Below are 18,088 nucleotides of genomic sequence, written 5' to 3' on the forward strand. Positions count from 1 at the left end.
TCAGACCTTCTCCGGGGCGGCCGGGGTCTCCGCGAGCGGCACCTCGGCCCGCCGCGACCGCGACCGGGACACCGCGACGCCCGCCAGGCACACCGCCCCGCCGAGCAGCGTGATCCAACCCGGCACCTCGTCCAGCAGCAGCCACGACATCAGGACCACGATCGCGGGCACGGCGTACGTCGTCGCACCCATCTTCCCGGCCGTCGTGCGCTTCAGCGCGTACGCCCACGTCGTGAAGGCGAGCGCGCTGGGGAAGACGCCCAGGTAGACCATGTTGAGGGTGGCCGAGAGCGGGGCGTGGGACAGACCGTCCACCAGTTGGCCGCTGAAGGGGAGACAGGCCACCGCACCGATCAGGCAGCCGTACGTGGTGGCCTGGAGCGGCGTGGCGTGGGTCAGGGCGGGCTTCTGGGCGACGACCCCTATCGCGTACGTCACGGCGGCCGCGAGGCACAGGGCCACGCCCAGCAGGGACGTTCCGCCACCGCCCGACATCGAGACGCCCACGATCACCGCGCCCGCGAAGGAGACCACCATTCCGGCGACGAGGCGCGGCGGCAGGCCCTCGCCCAGGAACCGGCTGGCGAGCAGGGCCATCAGGATCGGAGCCACGTTCACGACGAGCGACGCCGTGCCCGCGTCGACCAGCTGCTCGCCCCAGTTGAGGGCCACCGCGTACGCGCCGAACCACAGCAGGCCCGACACGATGATGCCGGGCCAGGCCGCCCGGGGCGGCAGGCCCTCGCGGCGCACCAGCAGGATGACCACCAGGACGAGCGAGGCGGTCAGCAGCCGTCCCAGCGCCAGAGCGCCCGGCTCGTAGGACGCGCCCGCGCTGCGGATGGACACGAAGGCCGAGGCCCACAGCACGACCGTGACGGCGGCCGCGACCAGCGCCAGGGGCTCGGAACGGCCCGAAGGGGAGGAGGAGTTGCTCATGCCGCGATGCTAGGGCACGGATACTTCGGTTGTCACCGAAGTATTGACGACTCGATGCCGAGCAGCCCGGCGAAGGCCCGCTCGCCCTCCGGTGTCACCTTGACCGCGCGCTCGCTCCCGATCCGTACGCACCACTTCCGCTCCAGCGCCTGACGGCACAGCTCCGCACCCGCGACGCCCGCCAGGTGGCGTTTGCGTTCCGTCCAGTCCAGGCACGAACTCACCCTCGGGCGGCGGGACGTGACGGCGGAGAGATCGGTGCCCAGGTCGTCGAACCAGGCCAGACCCTCGTCCGTGAGCGCGAAGCCGTTGCCCGTCAGGAGCAGGCCGCGCCGCTCCATCGCCTCCGTGATCGCGATGCCGAGGCGGCCCGCCAGATGGTCGTAACAGGTGCGGCCACGCGCCATCGCGGCACCCGCGCTCGCCGCGCGCAAGGTGTGCGGGGCGTCGCGGCCGGGAATCGCGTACGAGGCCACCGACTCGACCAACTGCGCGGCGTCCGCGTCCGCGAGGCGTACGTACCGGTGACGGCCCTGCCGCTCCTCGGCGAGCAGCCCGGCGGAGACCAGACGGCCCAGGTGCTCGCTGGCGGTGGAGGCCGCGACGCCCGCCTGCCGGGCGAGTTCGCTGGCGGTCCAGGCGCGGCCGTCCAGGAGGGAGAGCAGGAAGACGGCCCGGGTCTCGTCGGACAGCAGGGAGGCGAGGGCGGCGAGCCGGGCCGCGGGGGTCCCGGCCGTGTCGGACGCGGGGGCGGAGGATTTCGGCATTCCTCCAGGGTGCCCTACGGAGGGTTCGGCGTCGGCCGAACCGTCGGGGTCGGGTACTGGCGTGCGCCGGGCTGCGTCCAGGGGCGCGCCAGGGGCGGGCGCATCCGGGGGTGTTGCCGGAGGTGCTTCCAGGGGTGTGTCCGGAGGTGCTTCCAGGGGGGGGGTGCGGTCAGCCCGCCCGCCGCCCCGCGTAGCCCCCCGCCTCGTACTGGCAGCCCAGGCCGTCCAGCAGCGCCCGCAGTCCCGTCTCGAACGCCCCCTCGTCCACCTTCTCCTGGTGGTCCGCGAGCAGGTGCGCCTGGCCGAGGTGCGGGTAGTCCGCCGGGTCGTACGCCGCCTCGTCGTCCACGAAACCGCGCGCGAAGGAACCGAGCGCCGAGCCCGTCACGAAGTACCGCATCAGCGCACCGATGTACGTCGCCTGGGCGGGTGGCCACCCGGCCCGCACCATCGCCCCGAACACCGCGTCGGCGACCCGCAGTCCGGACGGGCGGCGGCCGGGACCCCGGGCCAGCACCGGCACGACGTGCGGGTGCTCGGTGAGCGCCGCGCGGTACGAGAGCGCCCAGTCGTGCAGCGCCGCCCGCCAGTCGCGGACGTCGTCCGCGTCGAACATCGACAGGTCGACCTTCGCGGACACCGTGTCGGCGACCGCCTCCAGGATCTCGTCCTTGGTGCGGAAGTGGTTGTAGAGGGACGGTCCGCTGACCCCGAGTTCCGCCGCGAGCCGCCGGGTGGAGACCGCCGCCAGGCCCTCGGAGTCCACGAGTGCGCGCGCCGTGTCGACGATGCGGTCTCTGCTCAACAGGGGCTTGCGCGGTCGGGCCATGCGGCACATAGTAGGCCCGGAAAACCGAAACTAGCAGTGCTAATTAATTCCTCGACGAATGGGGTCGGTGCCGTGAACCTGGAGCTCAGCGAGGAGCAGAGGGCCGTCCAGCGGCTCGCCCGGGACTTCGTGGCGCGCGAGATCGCCCCGCACGCCGTGGAGTGGGACCGTACCGAGAACGTCGACAAGTCGATCGTGAAGAAGCTGGGCGCGCTCGGCTTCCTCGGCCTCACGGTCCCCGAGGAGTACGGCGGCTCGGGCGGCGACCACCTCGCCTACTGCCTCGTCACCGAGGAACTCGGCCGTGGCGACTCCTCGGTGCGCGGCATCGTCTCCGTGTCGCTCGGACTGGTCGCCAAGACGGTCGCCGCGTGGGGGAGCGAGGAGCAGAAGCGGGAGTGGCTGCCGAGGCTCACCTCAGGCGACGCGATCGGCTGCTTCGGCCTCACCGAGCCCGGCACCGGCTCCGACGCGGGCAACCTGATCACGCGGGCGGTCCGGGACGGCGCCGACTACGTCATCAGCGGCACCAAGACGTTCATCACCAACGGCACCTGGGCCGACGTCGTCCTCCTCTTCGCCCGCTCCACCGACGCCCCCGGCCACCAGGGCGTCACCGCCTTCCTCGTCCCCACGAGCGCCCCCGGCCTCAGCCGCCGCACCCTGCACGGCAAGCTCGGACTGCGCGGCCAGGCCACCGCCGAACTCGTCCTCGACGACGTCCGCGTGCCCGCCTCCGCGATGCTCGGCCCCGAGGGCAAGGGCTTCTCCGTCGCCATGTCGGCACTGGCCAAGGGCCGCATGTCGGTCGCGGCGGGCTGCGTGGGGATCGCGCAGGCGGCGCTGGACGCGGCGCTCTCGTACGCCGGGGAGCGCGAGCAGTTCGGCAAGACCATCGCCCACCACCAGCTCGTCCAGGAGCTGCTCTGCGACATCGCGGTCGACGTCGACGCCGCGCGCCTGCTGACCTGGCGCGTCGCCGATCTGATCGACCGTGGCGAGCCCTTCGCCACCGCCGCGTCCCAGGCCAAGCTCTTCGCCTCCGAGGCCGCCGTCCGCGCGGCGAACAACGCCCTCCAGGTGTACGGCGGTTACGGCTACATCGACGAGTACCCGGCGGGCAAACTCCTGCGCGACGCCCGCGTGATGACCCTCTACGAAGGCACCAGCCAGATTCAGAAACTCGTCATCGGCCGTGCGCTGACCGGGGTTTCGGCCTTCTGAGTACGTATCTGAGTACGGGTACGGATATCCGGCCGCAGTGACGTGGGTCACCCTGTCCGCATGAGCGATCCACAGGTCAAGCAGCAGAACACCGGGGCCTACTACGGTCAGGCCGTCGCATCGTTCGTCGTCGCCATCTCCGCGACCGCCGTCGGCATCTTCTACATCGAGGCCAGCGGCTGGGTGCGGGCCTTCATGGCGATCTCCGTCCTCTACCTCACCACCTCCTGCTTCACCCTCGCCAAGGTGATCCGCGACAAGCAGGAGGCCGGGCAGATCGTCAGCCGGGTCGACCAGGCGCGGCTGGAGAAGATGCTCGCCGAGCACGACCCCTTCACCAAGCTGTAGCACCGGTTCACCAGGCTGTAGCACCGGGCGCCCCGCACGCTAAGCGCTTGCTCAGACGTGCGGGGTATGGTGTGCGTCCTGGTGGTACGGACGGAAGAGGTGCGCGATGGACACGGCGCGGGACGCTGAGGACTCCGCCGACGGCGGGTCGAACGAGGCAACCGCCTGGGGCGAGGTCGCCCCGGAAGCCGCCCGGAGGCTGCTCGTCGCCGCCGTCGGCGCCTTCGCCGAGCGCGGCTACCACGCCACCACCACCCGCGACATCGCCGGACGGGCGGGCATGAGCCCGGCCGCGCTCTACATCCACTACAAGACCAAGGAAGAACTGCTCCACCGGATCAGCCGCATCGGCCACGACAAGGCCCTGCGCATCCTGGAGACCGCCGCCGACGGCGACGGCAGCGCCGCCGAACGCCTCTCGGACGCCGTCGTCACCTTCGTACGGTGGCACGCCGCGCACCACACCACGGCGCGCGTCGTCCAGTACGAGCTGGACGCTCTCGGCGAGGAGCACCGCGCCGAGATAGTGGAACTGCGCCGCCGCAGCGATGCGGCCGTGCGGCGCATCATCAACGACGGGGTGAAGGCGGGGGAGTTCGACGTCCCCGACGTGCCGGGCACCACGCTCGCCGTGCTGTCGCTGTGCATCGACGTGGCCCGCTGGTTCAACGCGGAGGGGCGGCGCACGCCCGACGAGGTCGGCGCGCTCTACGCCGACCTCGTGCTGCGGATGGTGGCCGCGTCCTAGAAGTGCGCGGGGCTCAGAAGTAGTAGCGCGAGATCGACTCGGCCACGCACGCGGGCTTCGCGCCGCCTTCGATCTCGACCGTCACCTTCGCCGTGACCTGCACGCCGCCGCCCGCCTCGGACACGTCGGTCAGCACGGCCGTGGCGCGCAGCCGCGAGCCCACCGGTACCGGCGAGGGGAAACGGACCTTGCCCGTCCCGTAGTTGATGCCCATCTTCATGCCCTCGACCCGCATCACCTGCGGCACGAACAACGGCAGCAGCGACAGCGTCAGATAGCCGTGCGCGATCGTCTTCCCGAACGGGCCCCGGGCCGCCCGCTCCGGGTCCACGTGGATCCACTGGTGGTCGCCGGTCGCGTCGGCGAACAGGTCGATCCGCTTCTGGTCGATCTCCAGCCACTCGCTGTGACCCAGCTCCTCACCGACTCCGGCGGTCAGCTCCGCTGCGGACGTGAAGATCCTCGGCTCGGTCATCCCTGCGCTCCCTCGCTGCTCACATCACTTGATTAAGCGTTTGCTCAGCATGGTTGGGTCCCTGTGTCCGTGTCAACGGAAGTCCACTAGGGTTCACGGAGTGCCGCAGATTCCAGTGAAGATCCATGAACTCACCGTCGGCCAGCTGTCCGCACGCAGCGGGGCCGCCGTGTCCGCCCTGCACTTCTACGAGGCCAAGGGCCTGATCAGCAGCCGTCGCACCTCCGGCAACCAACGCCGGTACGAGCGCGACGCGTTGCGCCGGGTCGCCTTCGTGCGCGCCGCCCAACGGGTCGGCATTCCGCTCGCCACCATCCGCGACGCGCTGGCCGAACTCCCCGAGGAGCGCACGCCCACCCGCGAGGACTGGGCCCGCCTCTCCGAGAACTGGCGCGCGGAACTCGACGCCCGCATCACACAGTTGGGCAGGCTCCGCGACCACCTCACCGACTGCATCGGCTGCGGTTGTCTGTCCCTGGAGACCTGTGTGCTGTCCAACCCGGACGACGTCATCGGCGAACAGCTGTCGGGCTCGCGCCTGATGGGCGAGAAGAAGAGCTGACGGCACGGGGCCGGTCAGCACGGGGTGGTCAGCCCACCTCCACCGGCCACCGAATGTCCCGGGCGGCGCTCACCAGTTGGGCGTTGGACTCCGCGTGCCGCCCGTCCGGGAGCAGCAGCGTGTCCTCCAGGCCGATGCGGGTGGCCAGCCCCAGACGTCTCGCGAGGGCGAGCACCGGCCACGCCCCGCCGCCCTCGCCGTGCAGCAGCATCGGCGCCCCGCGCACCTCGCCCCGGTCCCCGACCGCACCCCGGCGGGAGAGCTCGGCCAGGAACTGGAGCGCGGAGTCCTCAGCGGTGAGCGGATCGGGGTCGGTGACCTCCACCAGCACCCTGAGCGAGCGTTTCGCCACCGGTGACGCGAGGAAGCGCTGCACCCCGTCCGTGCCGGACCACAGCCCGGACTCGACGGCCACGCCGCGCGCGAGCAGGGCTTCGGCGACCTCCTCGGCGCCTGGCTCGTGCCAGTTCACCGAGGCGTGGTCGGGCAGCGCCGTCCAGGACGCGATGCGCTCGACGCGGCGCTGCGGCTCGGGCTCCGTCCACGCGCCGGTCGTCACGCCGACGGGGACGTCCACCACGTTCCGTATCGCCGCGAGGGTGGTCGCCAGCACGTGGGGCGAGAGGGTGTCGTCGCCGCACGGCGTCTTCGGGTGCACATGCACCTCACGGGCCCCAGCGGCCACGGCGGCGGCAGCGGACCGGGCCATGGCGTCCGGCGACACGGGAACGGCCGCTCCGTCGCCGGGACCGCGCTGACCGTTCACACAGACCTGAATCAAGGGCTCGACCATGCATTCGATGGTGACACCCGCCACTGACATTCAGCCATGCACTGAGCATTCGCACGGTTGTCGCGGGGAAACCTACGGATTCGGCCGCCTGCGGGACACCCGCAGGCCGCACGCAGGACACCCGCGACGCGGCGCGCACGCGGCACGCGCGCGCGTGGTGCTCGCAGGGCCCGCATTCATGACCCTTACGGGTGACACGGAGGGCGCGGATGGCACCGGTAGCACGGAGGGCGCGGGGGGCACAGAGGACGCGGGTGACACGGAGGGCGCGGCGCCCCAGGGAAATCCGCCGCGCCCCGCGTGCTCACGCCACTGACGCCAGTTCCTTGCGCCGCACCCTCTTGGCCCGTGCCAGCGCCTCGGGCGTCAGGACGGGCTGCGGCACCAGAATTCCGCATCCCGTGCAGACCGGCCCGAACCACGGCTCGTGGACCAGGTCCTGCTTCCAGACGATCCGGCTCGACGCGCACACCGGACAGTGCTCACCGGGCTCCGACTCCAGAGCGGAGATCAGCCCGCGCAGCACCTCTGCCAGCGACGCCGCCGGATGGGCCGCCGGATCGTCGCACCACGCGACCCCGAAACCGCCCCAGGTCCGCCGGTGCCAGTCGTCGAAGGAGCCCGGCCGCCGCAGCCCTTCGTGCTTCTCGCGCTTGCGGCGCGCGGCGAACTCCACCTCGTACGCGAGCCAGACGGCCCGCGCTTCCTCCAGTTCCTCCAGCGCGGCCACCAGCCGCACCGGGTCGGGCGCTCTGTCCTCGGGACCGAACCCGTGCCGGGTGCACAGGTGGTCCCAGGTCGCCCGGTGCCCGTAAGGGGCGAACCTCTCCAAGCACTTGCGCAGCGAATAGCGCCGCAACGCAAGATCACACCTCGGGTCACGTACCTGTCTCGCGAGACTCCGAAAACCGGCCATCGCACTGCCACCTCCGTCGCTGGTACTTCGGCGTCGATGAATGGACGTACGGGTGCCCGTTTCGGCTCCATCGAAAATCCGATGGGCCCCATCAGGGATCAATTGGTCCCGATTCGCACGCATCTCTCCCGTCGCTGTCCACCCCTCCGTCACGCGAGGTCCACGGCTCCTTGCTCGCGTGGTCCGTCGTTCACGACCGGCAGGCTCTCGGTCGGTGCATGAGGCAGCCCATGGGCGGGGTGGCTGATGCCGCGACGTGGGACATCCCGTGAGACGTATGAGGTCAGCGGTACAGGAGGTGCTCCCGCCGGATCTTGCGGAACGCCGCCAGGTCCGCCTGCCAGGCGCCCACCACCTCGTCCGTCCCCGCTCCCGCGTCGATCATGGTCCGTACGCGGGTGTTGCCGGTGAGCTTGTCGATCCAGTTGTCCGGCCGCCAGGCGAAGCCGCTCCACGACTTCTTCGCCGTCACCAGCAGGGCGATGCCGGTGCGCACGGGATCGAACGACTCCCGGTCGTGGACGTGCAGTTGGACGCCCCCGACCGTCTTCCCCTGGAACTTCGAGAACGTCGGCGCGAAGTACGCCTCCCGGAACCGCACCCCCGCCAGCCGCTCCGCGTTCGCCGCCTGTGCCCACCGCCGGTCGACGCCCTCCGCGCCCAGCAGCTCGAACGGGCGGGTCGTGCCACGCCCCTCCGACAGGTTCGTCCCCTCGAAGAGGCACGTGCCGGAGTACACCAACGCGGTGTCCGCCGTCGGCATGTTGGGGCTCGGCGGCACCCACGGCAGCCCCGTCGCGTCGAAGAAGTCGCCGCGCCGCCACCCCGACATCCGCACCACCTCCAGCGGCACCGGCTTCGCCAGGAACTCCGCGTTGAACAACAGGGCCAGCTCCGCCACCGTCATCCCGTGCGCCTGCGCGATCGGCTCCCGCCCGACGAACGTCGCGAACGCCCGGTCGAGGACCGGCCCGAGCGCCGCCCGCCCCGTCACCGGATTCGGCCGGTCGAGCACCACGAAGCGCTTGCCCGCGAGGGAGGCCGCCACCATGCAGTCGTACAGCGTCCAGATGTACGTGTAGAAGCGTGCGCCCGCGTCCTGGATGTCGAAGACGACGGTGTCCACGCCGGACGCCGTGAAGACGTCCGCCAGTGCCTGCCCGCTCTTGAGGTACGTGTCGTACACGGGCAGCCCGGTCGCCGGATCGTCGTAGCGCCCCTCGCTGCCGCCCGCCTGCGCGGTGCCCCGGAAGCCGTGCTCGGGGCCGAACACGGCGGTGAGGTTCACCCGGTCGTCCGCGTGCATGACGTCGACGACGTGCCGGACGTCGGCCGTGACGCCGGTGGGGTTGGTGACGATGCCGACCTCGCGGCCGCGCAGCAGCCGGTACCCGTCGGCGGCGAGCCGGTCGAATCCGGTACGGACCCGGGAGCCGTCCCCGTGACGCGGCTCCTGGTACGCCCGTTCCCGCGCCTGCGCCGAACCGCTCCCGGCGGCGAGCGCCCCCACCGTGCCGCCGCCCGCCGCCAGCAGCCCTCTTCTGGACAAGCCCATCCGTGCCACCTCCGCGCTCGGACGCCCGGACTCGCACCGGACGTCTCCCGGACCCTCCTGTGCGCCGCGCCTGCCCTGCGGCACGTCCGCGCACGCTAGCCCCTGTGTGCTCCCCGCGGAACGCAGCGCGCCCCGGATCTTGTGCGTACACCCCTTTCCCCGCTTCATACCGACTGGTTAGTCTGCTGGGGAAGTCGGCATGGAGAGGCAGGCCCCGGATGGATGCGGTGCAGGGCGCGACGGTCGTGGTCACGGGTGCGGGAGGCGGCATCGGAGCCGCCCTGGCCCGCAGGTTCACGGCCGAGGGTGCCCGGGTCGTGGTCAACGACCTGGACGCGGGCAAGGCCAAGGCGGTCGCCGAGGAGATCGGCGCGGTCGCCGTCCCCGGAGACGCCTCCGGAATCATCGAGGAGGCCCGCGAGGCACTGGGCGGCCGGATCGACGTGTACTGCGCCAACGCGGGAGTCGGCTGCGGCGGCGACCCGTTCGCGGAAGACCTCTGGGAACTCGCCTGGGACGTCAACGTGATGGCGCACGTCCGCGCCGCCCGTGCGCTGATCCCGGAGTGGGTGGAGCGCGGGAGCGGCCGGTTCGTGTCCACGGTGTCCGCCGCCGGGCTGCTGACGATGATCGGGGCGGCCCCCTACAGCGTGACCAAGCACGGGGCACTGGCCTTCGCCGAGTGGCTGTCGCTGACGTACCGCCACAAGGGTCTGAAGGTCCATGCGATCTGCCCCCAAGGGGTACGGACGGACATGCTGACCTCCGCCGGATCGGCGGGCGACCTGGTGCTCGCCCCGACCGCCATCGAGCCCGAGGACGTCGCCGACGCCCTCTTCGCGGGCATGGAGGCCGACCGCTTCCTGATCCTGCCGCACCCCGAAGTGGCGGACTACTACGCGGCGCGTGCGGGAGACCCGGACCGGTGGCTGACCGGGATGAACCAACTTCAGCAGAAGTGGGAAGGGACGGGGAAATGACGGAGGCCCTGTCCGACGCCGTCACATATCCGCGCGAGGTGGTGGTCCTGCCGGAGCTCCCCAAGACCGCGAGTGGGAAGATCCTCCGGCGGGAACTGCGTTCTCAGAACCAGCAGTAGCACTAGCGGCTCGCACATGTACGACCACTCTTCACGCATCATGCGCACAGGCAAGGCAGGTAGCGGCACATGGCCAGGACGACCGAACCCGGCGGCACTCCCGTCCCGCAGCGGCTGCTGGCCGCCGCCACCCGGCTCTTCGCCGAACGCGGCTACGACAGGACGTCGGTCCAGGAGATCGTGGAGGCGGCGGGCGTCACCAAGGGCGCCCTCTACCACTACTTCGGCTCCAAGGACGACCTGCTGCACGAGGTGTACGGGAGGGTGCTGCGCCTCCAGCAGGAACGCCTCGACGCCTTCGCCGACGCGGACGCACCCGTCGAGGACCGGCTCCGGGACGCCGCCGCCGACGTCGTCGTCACGACCATCGAGAACCTCGACGACGCGTCGATCTTCTTCCGCTCCATGCACCACCTGAGCCCCGAGAAGGACAAGCAGGTCCGCTCCGAACGCCGCCGCTACCACGAACGCTTCCGCGCCCTGGTGGAGGAGGGGCAACGCAGCGGCGTCTTCTCCACGGCCACCCCCGCCGACCTGGTCGTCGACTACCACTTCGGCTCGGTCCACCACCTGTCGACGTGGTACCGCCCGGACGGCCCGCTCACCCCCCAGCAGGTCGCCGGTCACCTGGCCGACCTCCTGCTGAGGGCGCTGCGCCCGTAGCCCCCCGGCACGACAGGGGCGCGGAGCCGTGCCGGCCCCGCGCCCCGCTTCTGCTCCTGTGCGCCTCAGCCGAGCGGCAGGACCTTCCGCCCCCACGTCTCGTTGGTCACCGTCGCGAAGGAGGTGTACCAGGCGAAGCCCGCGGTCAGCAGTCCCAGCCAGCCACCGATGTGCCCCAGCGTCGGGTTCTGCGCGAAGTCCCCGAGCGCCAGGAACAAGAACGTCAGCGTCAGCGTGGCGAAGATCAGCCGGTGCGCCACGTCCAGCTTCAGCGCCGCCACCGTCATGTACAGCGTGAACACGAACCACGCGATCAGGAACAGCCCCGTCGCCAGGTGCGCGTCCTCCTTCGGCAGCCCCGGCACGACGAACTTCACGTACCCGGCGAAGGCCATCCAGAAGGACCCGTACGACACGAACGCCGTCGCCCCGAACGTGTTCCCCCGCCGGAACTCGAAGAGCCCCGCCGCGAACTGCGCCAGCCCGCCGTAGAACAGCGCCAGCGGCAGCACGACCGCGCTCAGCGCGGCGTTCGAGACCAGGCCCGAGTTGAACATGCTGAGCACGAACGTGGTCAGCGCGAACGCGGCCAGCCCGAGCGGACCGGGGTTGGCGATCTTGACAATCGCGGGTGCGGCGGGTGCGGCGGGTGCGGCAGACGCGGCGGGCGCGGCAGACGCGGCGGGAGCTGCGGGGGCGTGAGACATGGGGCGGCACTTTCGCATGGACGGCCTCAACTTCGGCTTCGAATGCAAGGCCGAACGAGGTGTGACCCATCGAACTTACCGGGCGATTCGGTCGTAACCTGACGAAAAGTGGCCCCTGTGGCCGGGATCTCAGTCCCGGCCACAGGGGCCACTCGGCCCTACCGCCGCCCCGAAAGGCCCTGCCGAGGCCCTACACGTACTTCTTCAGTTCCCGCCGCGCCAGCGACCTCTGATGCACCTCGTCCGGCCCGTCCGCCAGCCGCAGCGTCCGCGCCGCCGCCCACAGCTCCGCCAGCGGATAGTCCTGGCTCACGCCCCCCGCCCCGTACAGCTGCACCGCGTCATCGATGATCCCGAGCACCGCCCGAGGTGTCGCGATCTTGATCGCCTGGATCTCCGTGTGCGCACCCCGGTTGCCGGCCGTGTCCATCAGCCAGGCCGTCTTCAGCACCAGCAGCCGCAGCTGCTCCACGGTCACCCGCGCGTCCGCGATCCAGTTCTGTACGACACCCTGCTGGGCGAGGGGCTTCCCGAAGGCGGTGCGCGCCACCGCCCTCCGGCACATCAGCTCGACGGCCCGCTCCGCCATCCCGATCAGCCGCATGCAGTGGTGGATGCGCCCGGGGCCGAGCCGCGCCTGCGCGATGGCGAAGCCGCCGCCCTCCTCGCCGACCAGGTTCGCGGCGGGCACCCGTACACCGTCGAAGACCACCTCCGCATGCCCCCCGTGGGAGTGGTCCTCGTACCCGTACACCTGCATCGCCCGGCGGATCTCCACGCCGGGCGTGTCGCGCGGCACCAGGATCATCGACTGCTGGCGGCGCACGTCGTCGCCGTCCGGGTCGGTCTTGCCCATCACGATGAAGACCTTGCAGTCCGGGTTCATCGCCCCGGAGATGTACCACTTGCGTCCGGTGACGACGTACTCGGACCCGTCGGCGGACCGCTCGATCCGCGTCTCGATGTTCGTCGCGTCCGACGACGCCACCTCCGGCTCCGTCATCGCGAACGCCGAGCGGATCTCCCCGGCGAGCAGCGGCTCCAGCCACTGCTTCTTCTGCTGCTCGGTGGCGAACTGGAACAGCAGCTCCATGTTCCCGGTGTCGGGCGCCGCGCAGTTCAGCGCGGTCGGGGCCAACTGCGGGGACCGGCCGGTGATTTCGGCGAGCGGCGCGTACTGGAGGTTCGTCAGCCCCGCCCCGTACGCGGCGTCGGGCAGGAAAAGGTTCCACAACCCCTGCCGCCGCGCCTCCGCCTTCAGCTCCGCCACCACCGCGGGCGTGTCCCACGGCGAGTCGAGCAGCGCCCGCTGCTCGTGCGCCACCGCCTCCGCCGGGTACACGTGCTCGTCCATGAAGGCGAGCAGCCTGCCGCGCAGTTCTTCGGTCCGTGCGTCGTAAGCGAAGTCCATGGTTCCTCAGCCCTTCCGAAGGGTCGTCAGGCCGTGCTGGATGAAGACGGGGACGAGCTCGCCGATCCGGTCGAAACCGGCGCCGACCGTCTGCCCGAGCGTGTAGCGGTAGTGGATGCCTTCGAGGATCACCGCGAGCTTGAACCAGGCGAACGCCGTGTACCAGTGCACCGCCGACACGTCCCGCCCGGACGCCGCCGCGTACCGCGCGACGATCTCGTCCGCCGTCGGATGCCCGGCCGCCGAAGCGGTCGTGGAGATCGGGGAGTCGGGCAGGTCCAGCTTCGTCCCGTACATCACGAGCAGCCCGAGGTCCGTCAACGGGTCGCCCAGCGTGGACATCTCCCAGTCCAGGATCGCCCGGATCCCGTCGTCCGGGCCGCCGATCAGGACGTTGTCGAGGCGATAGTCACCATGTACGACGGTCGGCGCGGGGGAGCCGGGCAGCTCCCGCCCGAGTGCGGCGTGCAGCTCGTCGATGCCCGGCAGGTCGCGGTTGCGCGAGGCGTCCAACTGCTTTCCCCAGCGCCTCAGTTGGCGGTCGAGGAAGCCGTCGGGCCGCCCGAAGTCCCCGAGCCCGGCCTCCGCCGGGTCCACGGCGTGCAACTCCACCAGGGTGTCCACCAGCCCGAGCGCCGCCGCACGCGTCCGTTCGGGCCCGAGCGGAGCCAGATCTTCCGCCGTCCGGTACGGGGTCCCCTCCACGAACTCCATCACGTAGAACGGCGCTCCGAGCACGGACTCGTCCTCGCACAGCAGCACCGGAGCGGGCACCGGCACCGGCGTCGGATGCAGCCCGCTGATCACCCGGAACTCGCGCTTCATGTCGTGCGCCGTCGCCAGTACGTGGCCGAGCGGCGGGCGGCGCACCACCCACCGGTTCCGTCCGTCCGTGACGTCGTACGTCAGGTTGGACCGACCGCCCTCGATGAGGCGCGCGGTCAGCTCGCCGCCCGCCAGCCCCGGCCGTTCCCTGTCCAGGTACTCCCGCAGGCGCTCCGGATCGAGGCCCGGGGGCGCGGAGCCGGTCGGGGGGCCGGGTGGGGGGACGGTGCTCATGGGCGGTACCTCCGGCACGTGCGGCTAACGGTCCCGCCCATGATGCCGACCAGTCGGTATGCCGTCCACCCCCCGTTGTCCCCGCCCCGCCCCGGAAGAGGAGCCTCTCACCACACCACCGCCGCCCCGAACCCCGCCAACGCCACCCCGCACCCCACCAGCACCCAAGCCCTCCCCACCCCCAGCCCCACCGGCCGCACCCGATCCAACTCCCGCATCCGCCCATGCGCGACCACCAGAAACCCCACCCACACCAGCGCGCTCAGAGCCGCCCCGACGACCCCCACCCCCGACACCCCGTCACGCACCGCCTGCTTTCCCGCCAGCACCGCCACCACCGTCGCCGACAGCGTCGTACGCCGCCACGCCAGCCTGGTCCGTTCCGGCTGCAACCCCGGATCCCGCGCCGCCGAAGGGCCTTCCGAGGGCCCGGCCGAAGTCCCGCCCGCACTCACGCCCGCACTCACGGGATCACCCCGCCCACCCGAACACCACGACCACCACCATCGCCACCGCGACCACCCCCACCACCAGACTCAGCACGGTCGGGAACCGCGTCACCGGCAGGTCCTCGCCCCGCCGCATCGCCCGCTCGCACCGCACCCAGTGGTTCACCGCCCGCAGCGCGCACAGCGCCCCCGCCGCCAGCAGGGCCAGCGCCATCCCGACCCGCACCCCCCACCGCAGCTCCGGCAGGAACTGGTCCACCGCGAACCCGGCCCCCACCAGTGCCAGCGCGGTGCGCACCCAGGCCAGGAAGGTCCGCTCGTTGGCCAGCGAGAACCGATAGTCCGGCGTCTCGCCCTCCTCCTGCACCCGCCGCGGCGCGACCCACAGCCGCAGGCCCTCCGACAGGCGGCTCACCGGCTCTTCAGCAGGGTGTACGCCGCCAGCCCGTCCGGAACCCACTCCCAGCCCTCCGCGCCCGCACCGGTCCGCCGCGCCAGCTCCTCCTCCGTCAGGAAGGTGTGCCAGGCGACCTCCTCGACCTGCGGGTCCACCGGCATTTCGCACCGCACCTCGTACACCTGGCTCCACCAGCTCTGCCCGTCGGCGCCTTCGTAGAGGAACTTCAGCACCGGCGTGGGCCGCGCCAGCCCGGAGACCCCCAGCTCCTCCTCCGCCTCGCGCAGCGCCGCCGCGTCGTAGGACTCGCCCGCGCCGACCACACCGCCGACGAACATGTCGTACAGCGAGGGGTACACCAGCTTCGTCGCCGTCCGCCGGTGCACGAAGATCCGCCCCTCGGCGTCCCGCACCCGGATGAAGGTGCAGCGATGGCGAAGGCCCCGCGCGTACACCTCACCGCGCGGGGCCTGCCCTACGACCTCGTCGTTCTCGTCGACGACGTCCAGCATCTCTTCACTGGGATTGCCGGGGCTGTCGGGATTGCCGGGGCTGCCGGGGCTGCTCGGGTCACTGGGGTTCATGGTCCCCATCCAACAACAACCCGAGGATCACTGACCCATGACGTACTTCACGGTCGGGCCGGCCGTCCAGCCGCCGTCCACCGCGAGCTCCGCGCCCGTGATGTACGACGCCGAGTCCGACAGCAGGAAGACGACCGCGCCCGCGATCTCGTCCGCCTCGCCCACCCGGCCCATCGGCGTGTTCGGGTAGTTGCCCTCACCCTGCTGGATGCCGACGGCCGCCGTCATCGGGGTGTACGTCATGCCCGGGTGCACCGAGTTCACGCGGATCTTCGCCGTGCCCAGCTCGACCGCACCGATCTTCGTCAGGCCGCGCACGCCCCACTTGGACGCGCCGTACCCGGCGGTCAGCGCCAGACCCATCAGCCCCGCGGCCGAGGAGATGTTGACGATCGAACCGCCGCCGGTCTCCTTCATCGCGGGGATGACGGCCTTCATCCCGATGAAGACGCCGGTCAGGTTGATGTCGAGGACCTTGCGGAAGTGCTCGACCGACTCCTCCGCGAGGAACTGGCCGGTGGATATGCCCGCGTTGTTCACCAGGCCGTCCAGGGAGCCGAACTCCGCGACCGCGTACGCCGCGACCCGCGCCCAGTCCTCCTCCGACGTCACGTCGTGGTGCTGGAAACGGGCCCGCTCGCCCAGCTCGGCGGCCGTGGCCGCGCCCTCCTCGTCGAGCACGTCGGTGATGACGACGTTGGCCCCGGCGGCGACCGCCTGCCTGGCGGCCTCCGCGCCCAGACCCCGGGCGCCGCCCGTGATGATGACGGTCTTGCCGGTGAGGTCGTTGTTGTTCATGGTGCGTTCTTCTCTCACGAGTGGGCGGTTCACGAGACGTGCGGCAGATGCTCAGGAGGGTTCTCTGGTACGTGGGTGTGGGGCGCGCCGAGCAGGGCCGTCGTCGTCTCCACGAGATCGGCGAGGAACACGTTCGGGGTGGTCAGCGGGGTAACCCCGGCGAGCACCTGACGGGCGCGGTCCGCGAGGGCGGCCCCGATCAGCGTGAGCGCCAGGTCCAGGCGCTCCAGCCGCAGCGCCTCGGGCAGTGCGTCCCGCACGAGGGCGGACTCGACCCGTTCGATCAGCCGCCAGTACGCGGTGCCCGCCAGCGTCGGGTGCGGGGTCCGGGACCGTACGCCGCTCTCGTGGCTGAGCTGCGCCGAGATGCGCAGACAGCGCAGCCCGCGCGCGTCGGCCAGTTCGGTGGCCTCCGCCGCGACGAGGACCGTGACCAGCTCCCGTACGGAGGCGGCTTCGGGCAGCTGGGACAGCAACGGTGCGAGCACCTGCTCGGTGCGCGCCTGGCGTCCCGCCATGACGGCGTCGAGGAGACCGGTGCGCGAGCCGAAGTGGTACTGCACGGCCGACGGATTTCCCTGCCCGGCCAGCCTCACCACGTCCCGTAGCTGCGCCCCGTCCACTCCCTGCGCGGAGAAGACCTCCTCGGCCGCACGGATCAGCTTCTCCCGGGTCTCGGGTCCTGACGTCCTTGCCATGCGACCACTGTAATACTGGCCATTATTAAATGGCAATGCCGGACATTAGCTCGGGCATTAGCCCGGGCATTAGCCCGGGCATTAGTGGGTCTGAAGCCGCTGCTCAGGTGCCATGTCAGCGGCTGGTGGCGAGCACCTTCTCCGCTGCCGCCTTCACCCCGCCCGGCATCGCCGGATGCCGACTCAGCAGCACGATGCCCGCCACGATCGCCACCAGCCCCGCCGCCTCCCCGGCCAGTGCCCCCGGCGTCGTACGGAGCTGGTCGCCCAGGAAGCCGATCCCGCACGCCACTCCGGAGAGCGGCTGCGCCGCCGTGAGCGCGGGCAGCGAACCGCGCAGCGTGCCCGTCTCGAACGCGCTCTGGACCAGGACGAGCCCGACGAGACCGAGCGCCAGCACGGCGTACGGCTGCCAGCTCCCGAGCAGCGCGTCCCACCCGCCCTCGGTGAAGCGCTGCCCGCTCGCCCGGGTCAGCGCGTCCTGCAAGCCGTAGAGCAGCCCGGCCGCGAGCGCGAGGAGCGCAGGACCCGAGCTCATCCGGTACCGCTTGGCGTGCGCGGTCAACAGCAGCGCGAGGCCCACGACGACGCCGACGACCAGCCAGTGCCGCAGCGGACCGACCCCGGCCCGCCCGCCGTGCGGCTGCCCCGCCAGCAGGAAGGCCGCCACTCCGCCCGCGAGCAGCCACAGTCCCGCCCAGCCCCGACGGCCGAGCCTGCGCCCCGTGAGCCGTCGCGACAGCGCCATGGCGAAGAGGAGGTTCGTCGCCAGCAGGGGTTCGACCACCGACACCTCGCCGTACGACAGCGCCAGCGCGCCCAGCACCATGCCCGCCACCATGCAGCCGATCCCGGCCAGCCAGCGCGGCACCCGCACCAGGTCGAGCAGGAGCCGCAGCGACAGGAAGTCGCCGAGTGGCGCCCGTCGGGCGGCATCCTGCTGGAGTACAAAACCGAAACCAATGCAGCACGCGGCGCTCAGGGCCAGTACGAGAACGGTCAGCGACACCGGGGAAACCTCAAGTACGGGGGGAATCGGTGGACTTGGCCGACCATAGCGTCACACG

Annotated in this window: 23 protein-coding genes; 7 read left to right on the forward strand and 16 right to left on the reverse strand. The window is 71.4% G+C overall.

Annotated elements, in window-relative coordinates; genetic code table 11:
* The 3 genes from OG897_RS12235 to OG897_RS12245 all read right to left on the reverse strand — a co-directional run bounded on the left by OG897_RS12235 (position 1) and on the right by OG897_RS12245 (position 2,544).
* Positions 1-939 carry a DMT family transporter gene (locus tag OG897_RS12235; RefSeq protein ID WP_266655651.1) on the reverse strand — a complete coding sequence of 313 codons (939 nt, stop codon included), beginning with the start codon at positions 937-939 and terminating at the stop codon, positions 1-3.
* A gap of 32 nt (positions 940-971) precedes the next feature.
* Positions 972-1,706: a helix-turn-helix transcriptional regulator gene (locus tag OG897_RS12240; RefSeq protein WP_266655652.1), complete on the reverse strand. Its 735-nt coding sequence runs from the start codon at positions 1,704-1,706 to the stop codon at positions 972-974.
* 169 nt (positions 1,707-1,875) lie between these two features.
* Positions 1,876-2,544: a TetR/AcrR family transcriptional regulator gene (locus OG897_RS12245; RefSeq protein ID WP_266655653.1), complete on the reverse strand. Its 669-nt coding sequence runs from the start codon at positions 2,542-2,544 to the stop codon at positions 1,876-1,878.
* A gap of 63 nt (positions 2,545-2,607) precedes the next feature.
* On the opposite strand from OG897_RS12245, the gene OG897_RS12250 reads away from it, so the two are divergent.
* The 3 genes from OG897_RS12250 (at position 2,608) to OG897_RS12260 (ending at position 4,855) form a co-directional block, all read left to right on the forward strand.
* Positions 2,608-3,759 carry an acyl-CoA dehydrogenase family protein gene (locus OG897_RS12250; protein ID WP_266655654.1) on the forward strand — a complete coding sequence of 384 codons (1,152 nt, stop codon included), beginning with the start codon at positions 2,608-2,610 and terminating at the stop codon, positions 3,757-3,759.
* A gap of 60 nt (positions 3,760-3,819) precedes the next feature.
* Positions 3,820-4,107 carry a YiaA/YiaB family inner membrane protein gene (locus OG897_RS12255; RefSeq protein ID WP_266655655.1) on the forward strand — a complete coding sequence of 96 codons (288 nt, stop codon included), beginning with the start codon at positions 3,820-3,822 and terminating at the stop codon, positions 4,105-4,107.
* A gap of 106 nt (positions 4,108-4,213) precedes the next feature.
* Entirely contained in the window at positions 4,214-4,855 is a 642-nt protein-coding gene (locus OG897_RS12260; RefSeq protein ID WP_266655657.1) for a TetR/AcrR family transcriptional regulator, read from the forward strand.
* A 13-nt stretch (positions 4,856-4,868) separates the two neighbouring features.
* Here OG897_RS12260 and OG897_RS12265 read toward each other — a convergent pair whose 3' ends face one another.
* A complete protein-coding gene (locus OG897_RS12265) occupies positions 4,869-5,330 on the reverse strand; it encodes a MaoC family dehydratase (RefSeq protein WP_266655658.1) in 462 nt (153 codons plus the stop codon).
* Positions 5,331-5,430: 100 nt separating this feature from the next.
* On the opposite strand from OG897_RS12265, the gene soxR reads away from it, so the two are divergent.
* Complete coding sequence (gene soxR / locus OG897_RS12270) at positions 5,431-5,892, forward strand: redox-sensitive transcriptional activator SoxR (protein WP_266655659.1); 462 nt, start codon at positions 5,431-5,433, stop codon at positions 5,890-5,892.
* 28 nt (positions 5,893-5,920) lie between these two features.
* On the opposite strand, the gene OG897_RS12275 is transcribed toward soxR, so the two are convergent.
* From OG897_RS12275 to OG897_RS12285, 3 genes are all read right to left on the reverse strand, one after another.
* Complete coding sequence (locus OG897_RS12275) at positions 5,921-6,685, reverse strand: 3-keto-5-aminohexanoate cleavage protein (RefSeq protein WP_266655660.1); 765 nt, start codon at positions 6,683-6,685, stop codon at positions 5,921-5,923.
* Positions 6,686-6,989: 304 nt separating this feature from the next.
* Positions 6,990-7,601, reverse strand: a complete 612-nt coding sequence (locus OG897_RS12280; protein WP_266655661.1) for a hypothetical protein — start codon at positions 7,599-7,601, stop codon at positions 6,990-6,992.
* Positions 7,602-7,884: 283 nt separating this feature from the next.
* Positions 7,885-9,156, reverse strand: coding sequence for a DUF1343 domain-containing protein (locus OG897_RS12285; RefSeq protein ID WP_266655662.1), 1,272 nt, complete (start codon positions 9,154-9,156; stop codon positions 7,885-7,887).
* A 218-nt stretch (positions 9,157-9,374) separates the two neighbouring features.
* Between OG897_RS12285 and OG897_RS12290 the strand changes: the two genes are divergently transcribed.
* From OG897_RS12290 to OG897_RS12300, 3 genes are all read left to right on the forward strand, one after another.
* Complete coding sequence (locus OG897_RS12290) at positions 9,375-10,136, forward strand: SDR family oxidoreductase (protein WP_266655664.1); 762 nt, start codon at positions 9,375-9,377, stop codon at positions 10,134-10,136.
* Entirely contained in the window at positions 10,133-10,255 is a 123-nt protein-coding gene (locus OG897_RS12295; protein ID WP_266656829.1) for a hypothetical protein, read from the forward strand. Before OG897_RS12290 ends, OG897_RS12295 begins: the two co-directional genes overlap by 4 nt.
* Before the next feature lie 69 nt (positions 10,256-10,324).
* Complete coding sequence (locus tag OG897_RS12300; RefSeq protein WP_266655666.1) at positions 10,325-10,918, forward strand: TetR/AcrR family transcriptional regulator; 594 nt, start codon at positions 10,325-10,327, stop codon at positions 10,916-10,918.
* A gap of 65 nt (positions 10,919-10,983) precedes the next feature.
* Here the strand turns inward: OG897_RS12300 and OG897_RS12305 are convergent, their stop codons facing one another.
* The 9 genes from OG897_RS12305 to OG897_RS12345 form a co-directional block, all read right to left on the reverse strand.
* Complete coding sequence (locus OG897_RS12305; RefSeq protein WP_266655668.1) at positions 10,984-11,625, reverse strand: acetate uptake transporter; 642 nt, start codon at positions 11,623-11,625, stop codon at positions 10,984-10,986.
* A gap of 190 nt (positions 11,626-11,815) precedes the next feature.
* Positions 11,816-13,036 (reverse strand): acyl-CoA dehydrogenase family protein, encoded by a 1,221-nt coding sequence (locus tag OG897_RS12310; protein WP_266655670.1) that lies wholly within the window; start codon positions 13,034-13,036, stop codon positions 11,816-11,818.
* 6 nt (positions 13,037-13,042) lie between these two features.
* A complete protein-coding gene (locus OG897_RS12315; RefSeq protein WP_266655672.1) occupies positions 13,043-14,095 on the reverse strand; it encodes a phosphotransferase family protein in 1,053 nt (350 codons plus the stop codon).
* A 107-nt stretch (positions 14,096-14,202) separates the two neighbouring features.
* Positions 14,203-14,487: a DUF202 domain-containing protein gene (locus OG897_RS12320; RefSeq protein ID WP_323188031.1), complete on the reverse strand. Its 285-nt coding sequence runs from the start codon at positions 14,485-14,487 to the stop codon at positions 14,203-14,205.
* 79 nt (positions 14,488-14,566) lie between these two features.
* Entirely contained in the window at positions 14,567-14,959 is a 393-nt protein-coding gene (locus OG897_RS12325) for a YidH family protein (RefSeq protein WP_266655674.1), read from the reverse strand.
* Positions 14,956-15,525, reverse strand: a complete 570-nt coding sequence (locus OG897_RS12330; RefSeq protein WP_266655676.1) for an NUDIX hydrolase — start codon at positions 15,523-15,525, stop codon at positions 14,956-14,958. Before OG897_RS12330 ends, OG897_RS12325 begins: the two co-directional genes overlap by 4 nt.
* A 27-nt stretch (positions 15,526-15,552) precedes the next feature.
* Complete coding sequence (locus OG897_RS12335) at positions 15,553-16,323, reverse strand: glucose 1-dehydrogenase (protein ID WP_266655678.1); 771 nt, start codon at positions 16,321-16,323, stop codon at positions 15,553-15,555.
* A 29-nt stretch (positions 16,324-16,352) separates the two neighbouring features.
* Positions 16,353-17,021: a TetR/AcrR family transcriptional regulator gene (locus OG897_RS12340; protein WP_266655680.1), complete on the reverse strand. Its 669-nt coding sequence runs from the start codon at positions 17,019-17,021 to the stop codon at positions 16,353-16,355.
* Between the two features lie 115 nt (positions 17,022-17,136).
* Positions 17,137-18,030 carry a DMT family transporter gene (locus OG897_RS12345; RefSeq protein ID WP_266655682.1) on the reverse strand — a complete coding sequence of 298 codons (894 nt, stop codon included), beginning with the start codon at positions 18,028-18,030 and terminating at the stop codon, positions 17,137-17,139.
* Between the last annotated feature and the right edge of the window lie 58 nt (positions 18,031-18,088).

The organism is Streptomyces sp. NBC_00237 (assembly GCF_026342435.1).
Lineage (GTDB): Bacteria > Actinomycetota > Actinomycetes > Streptomycetales > Streptomycetaceae > Streptomyces.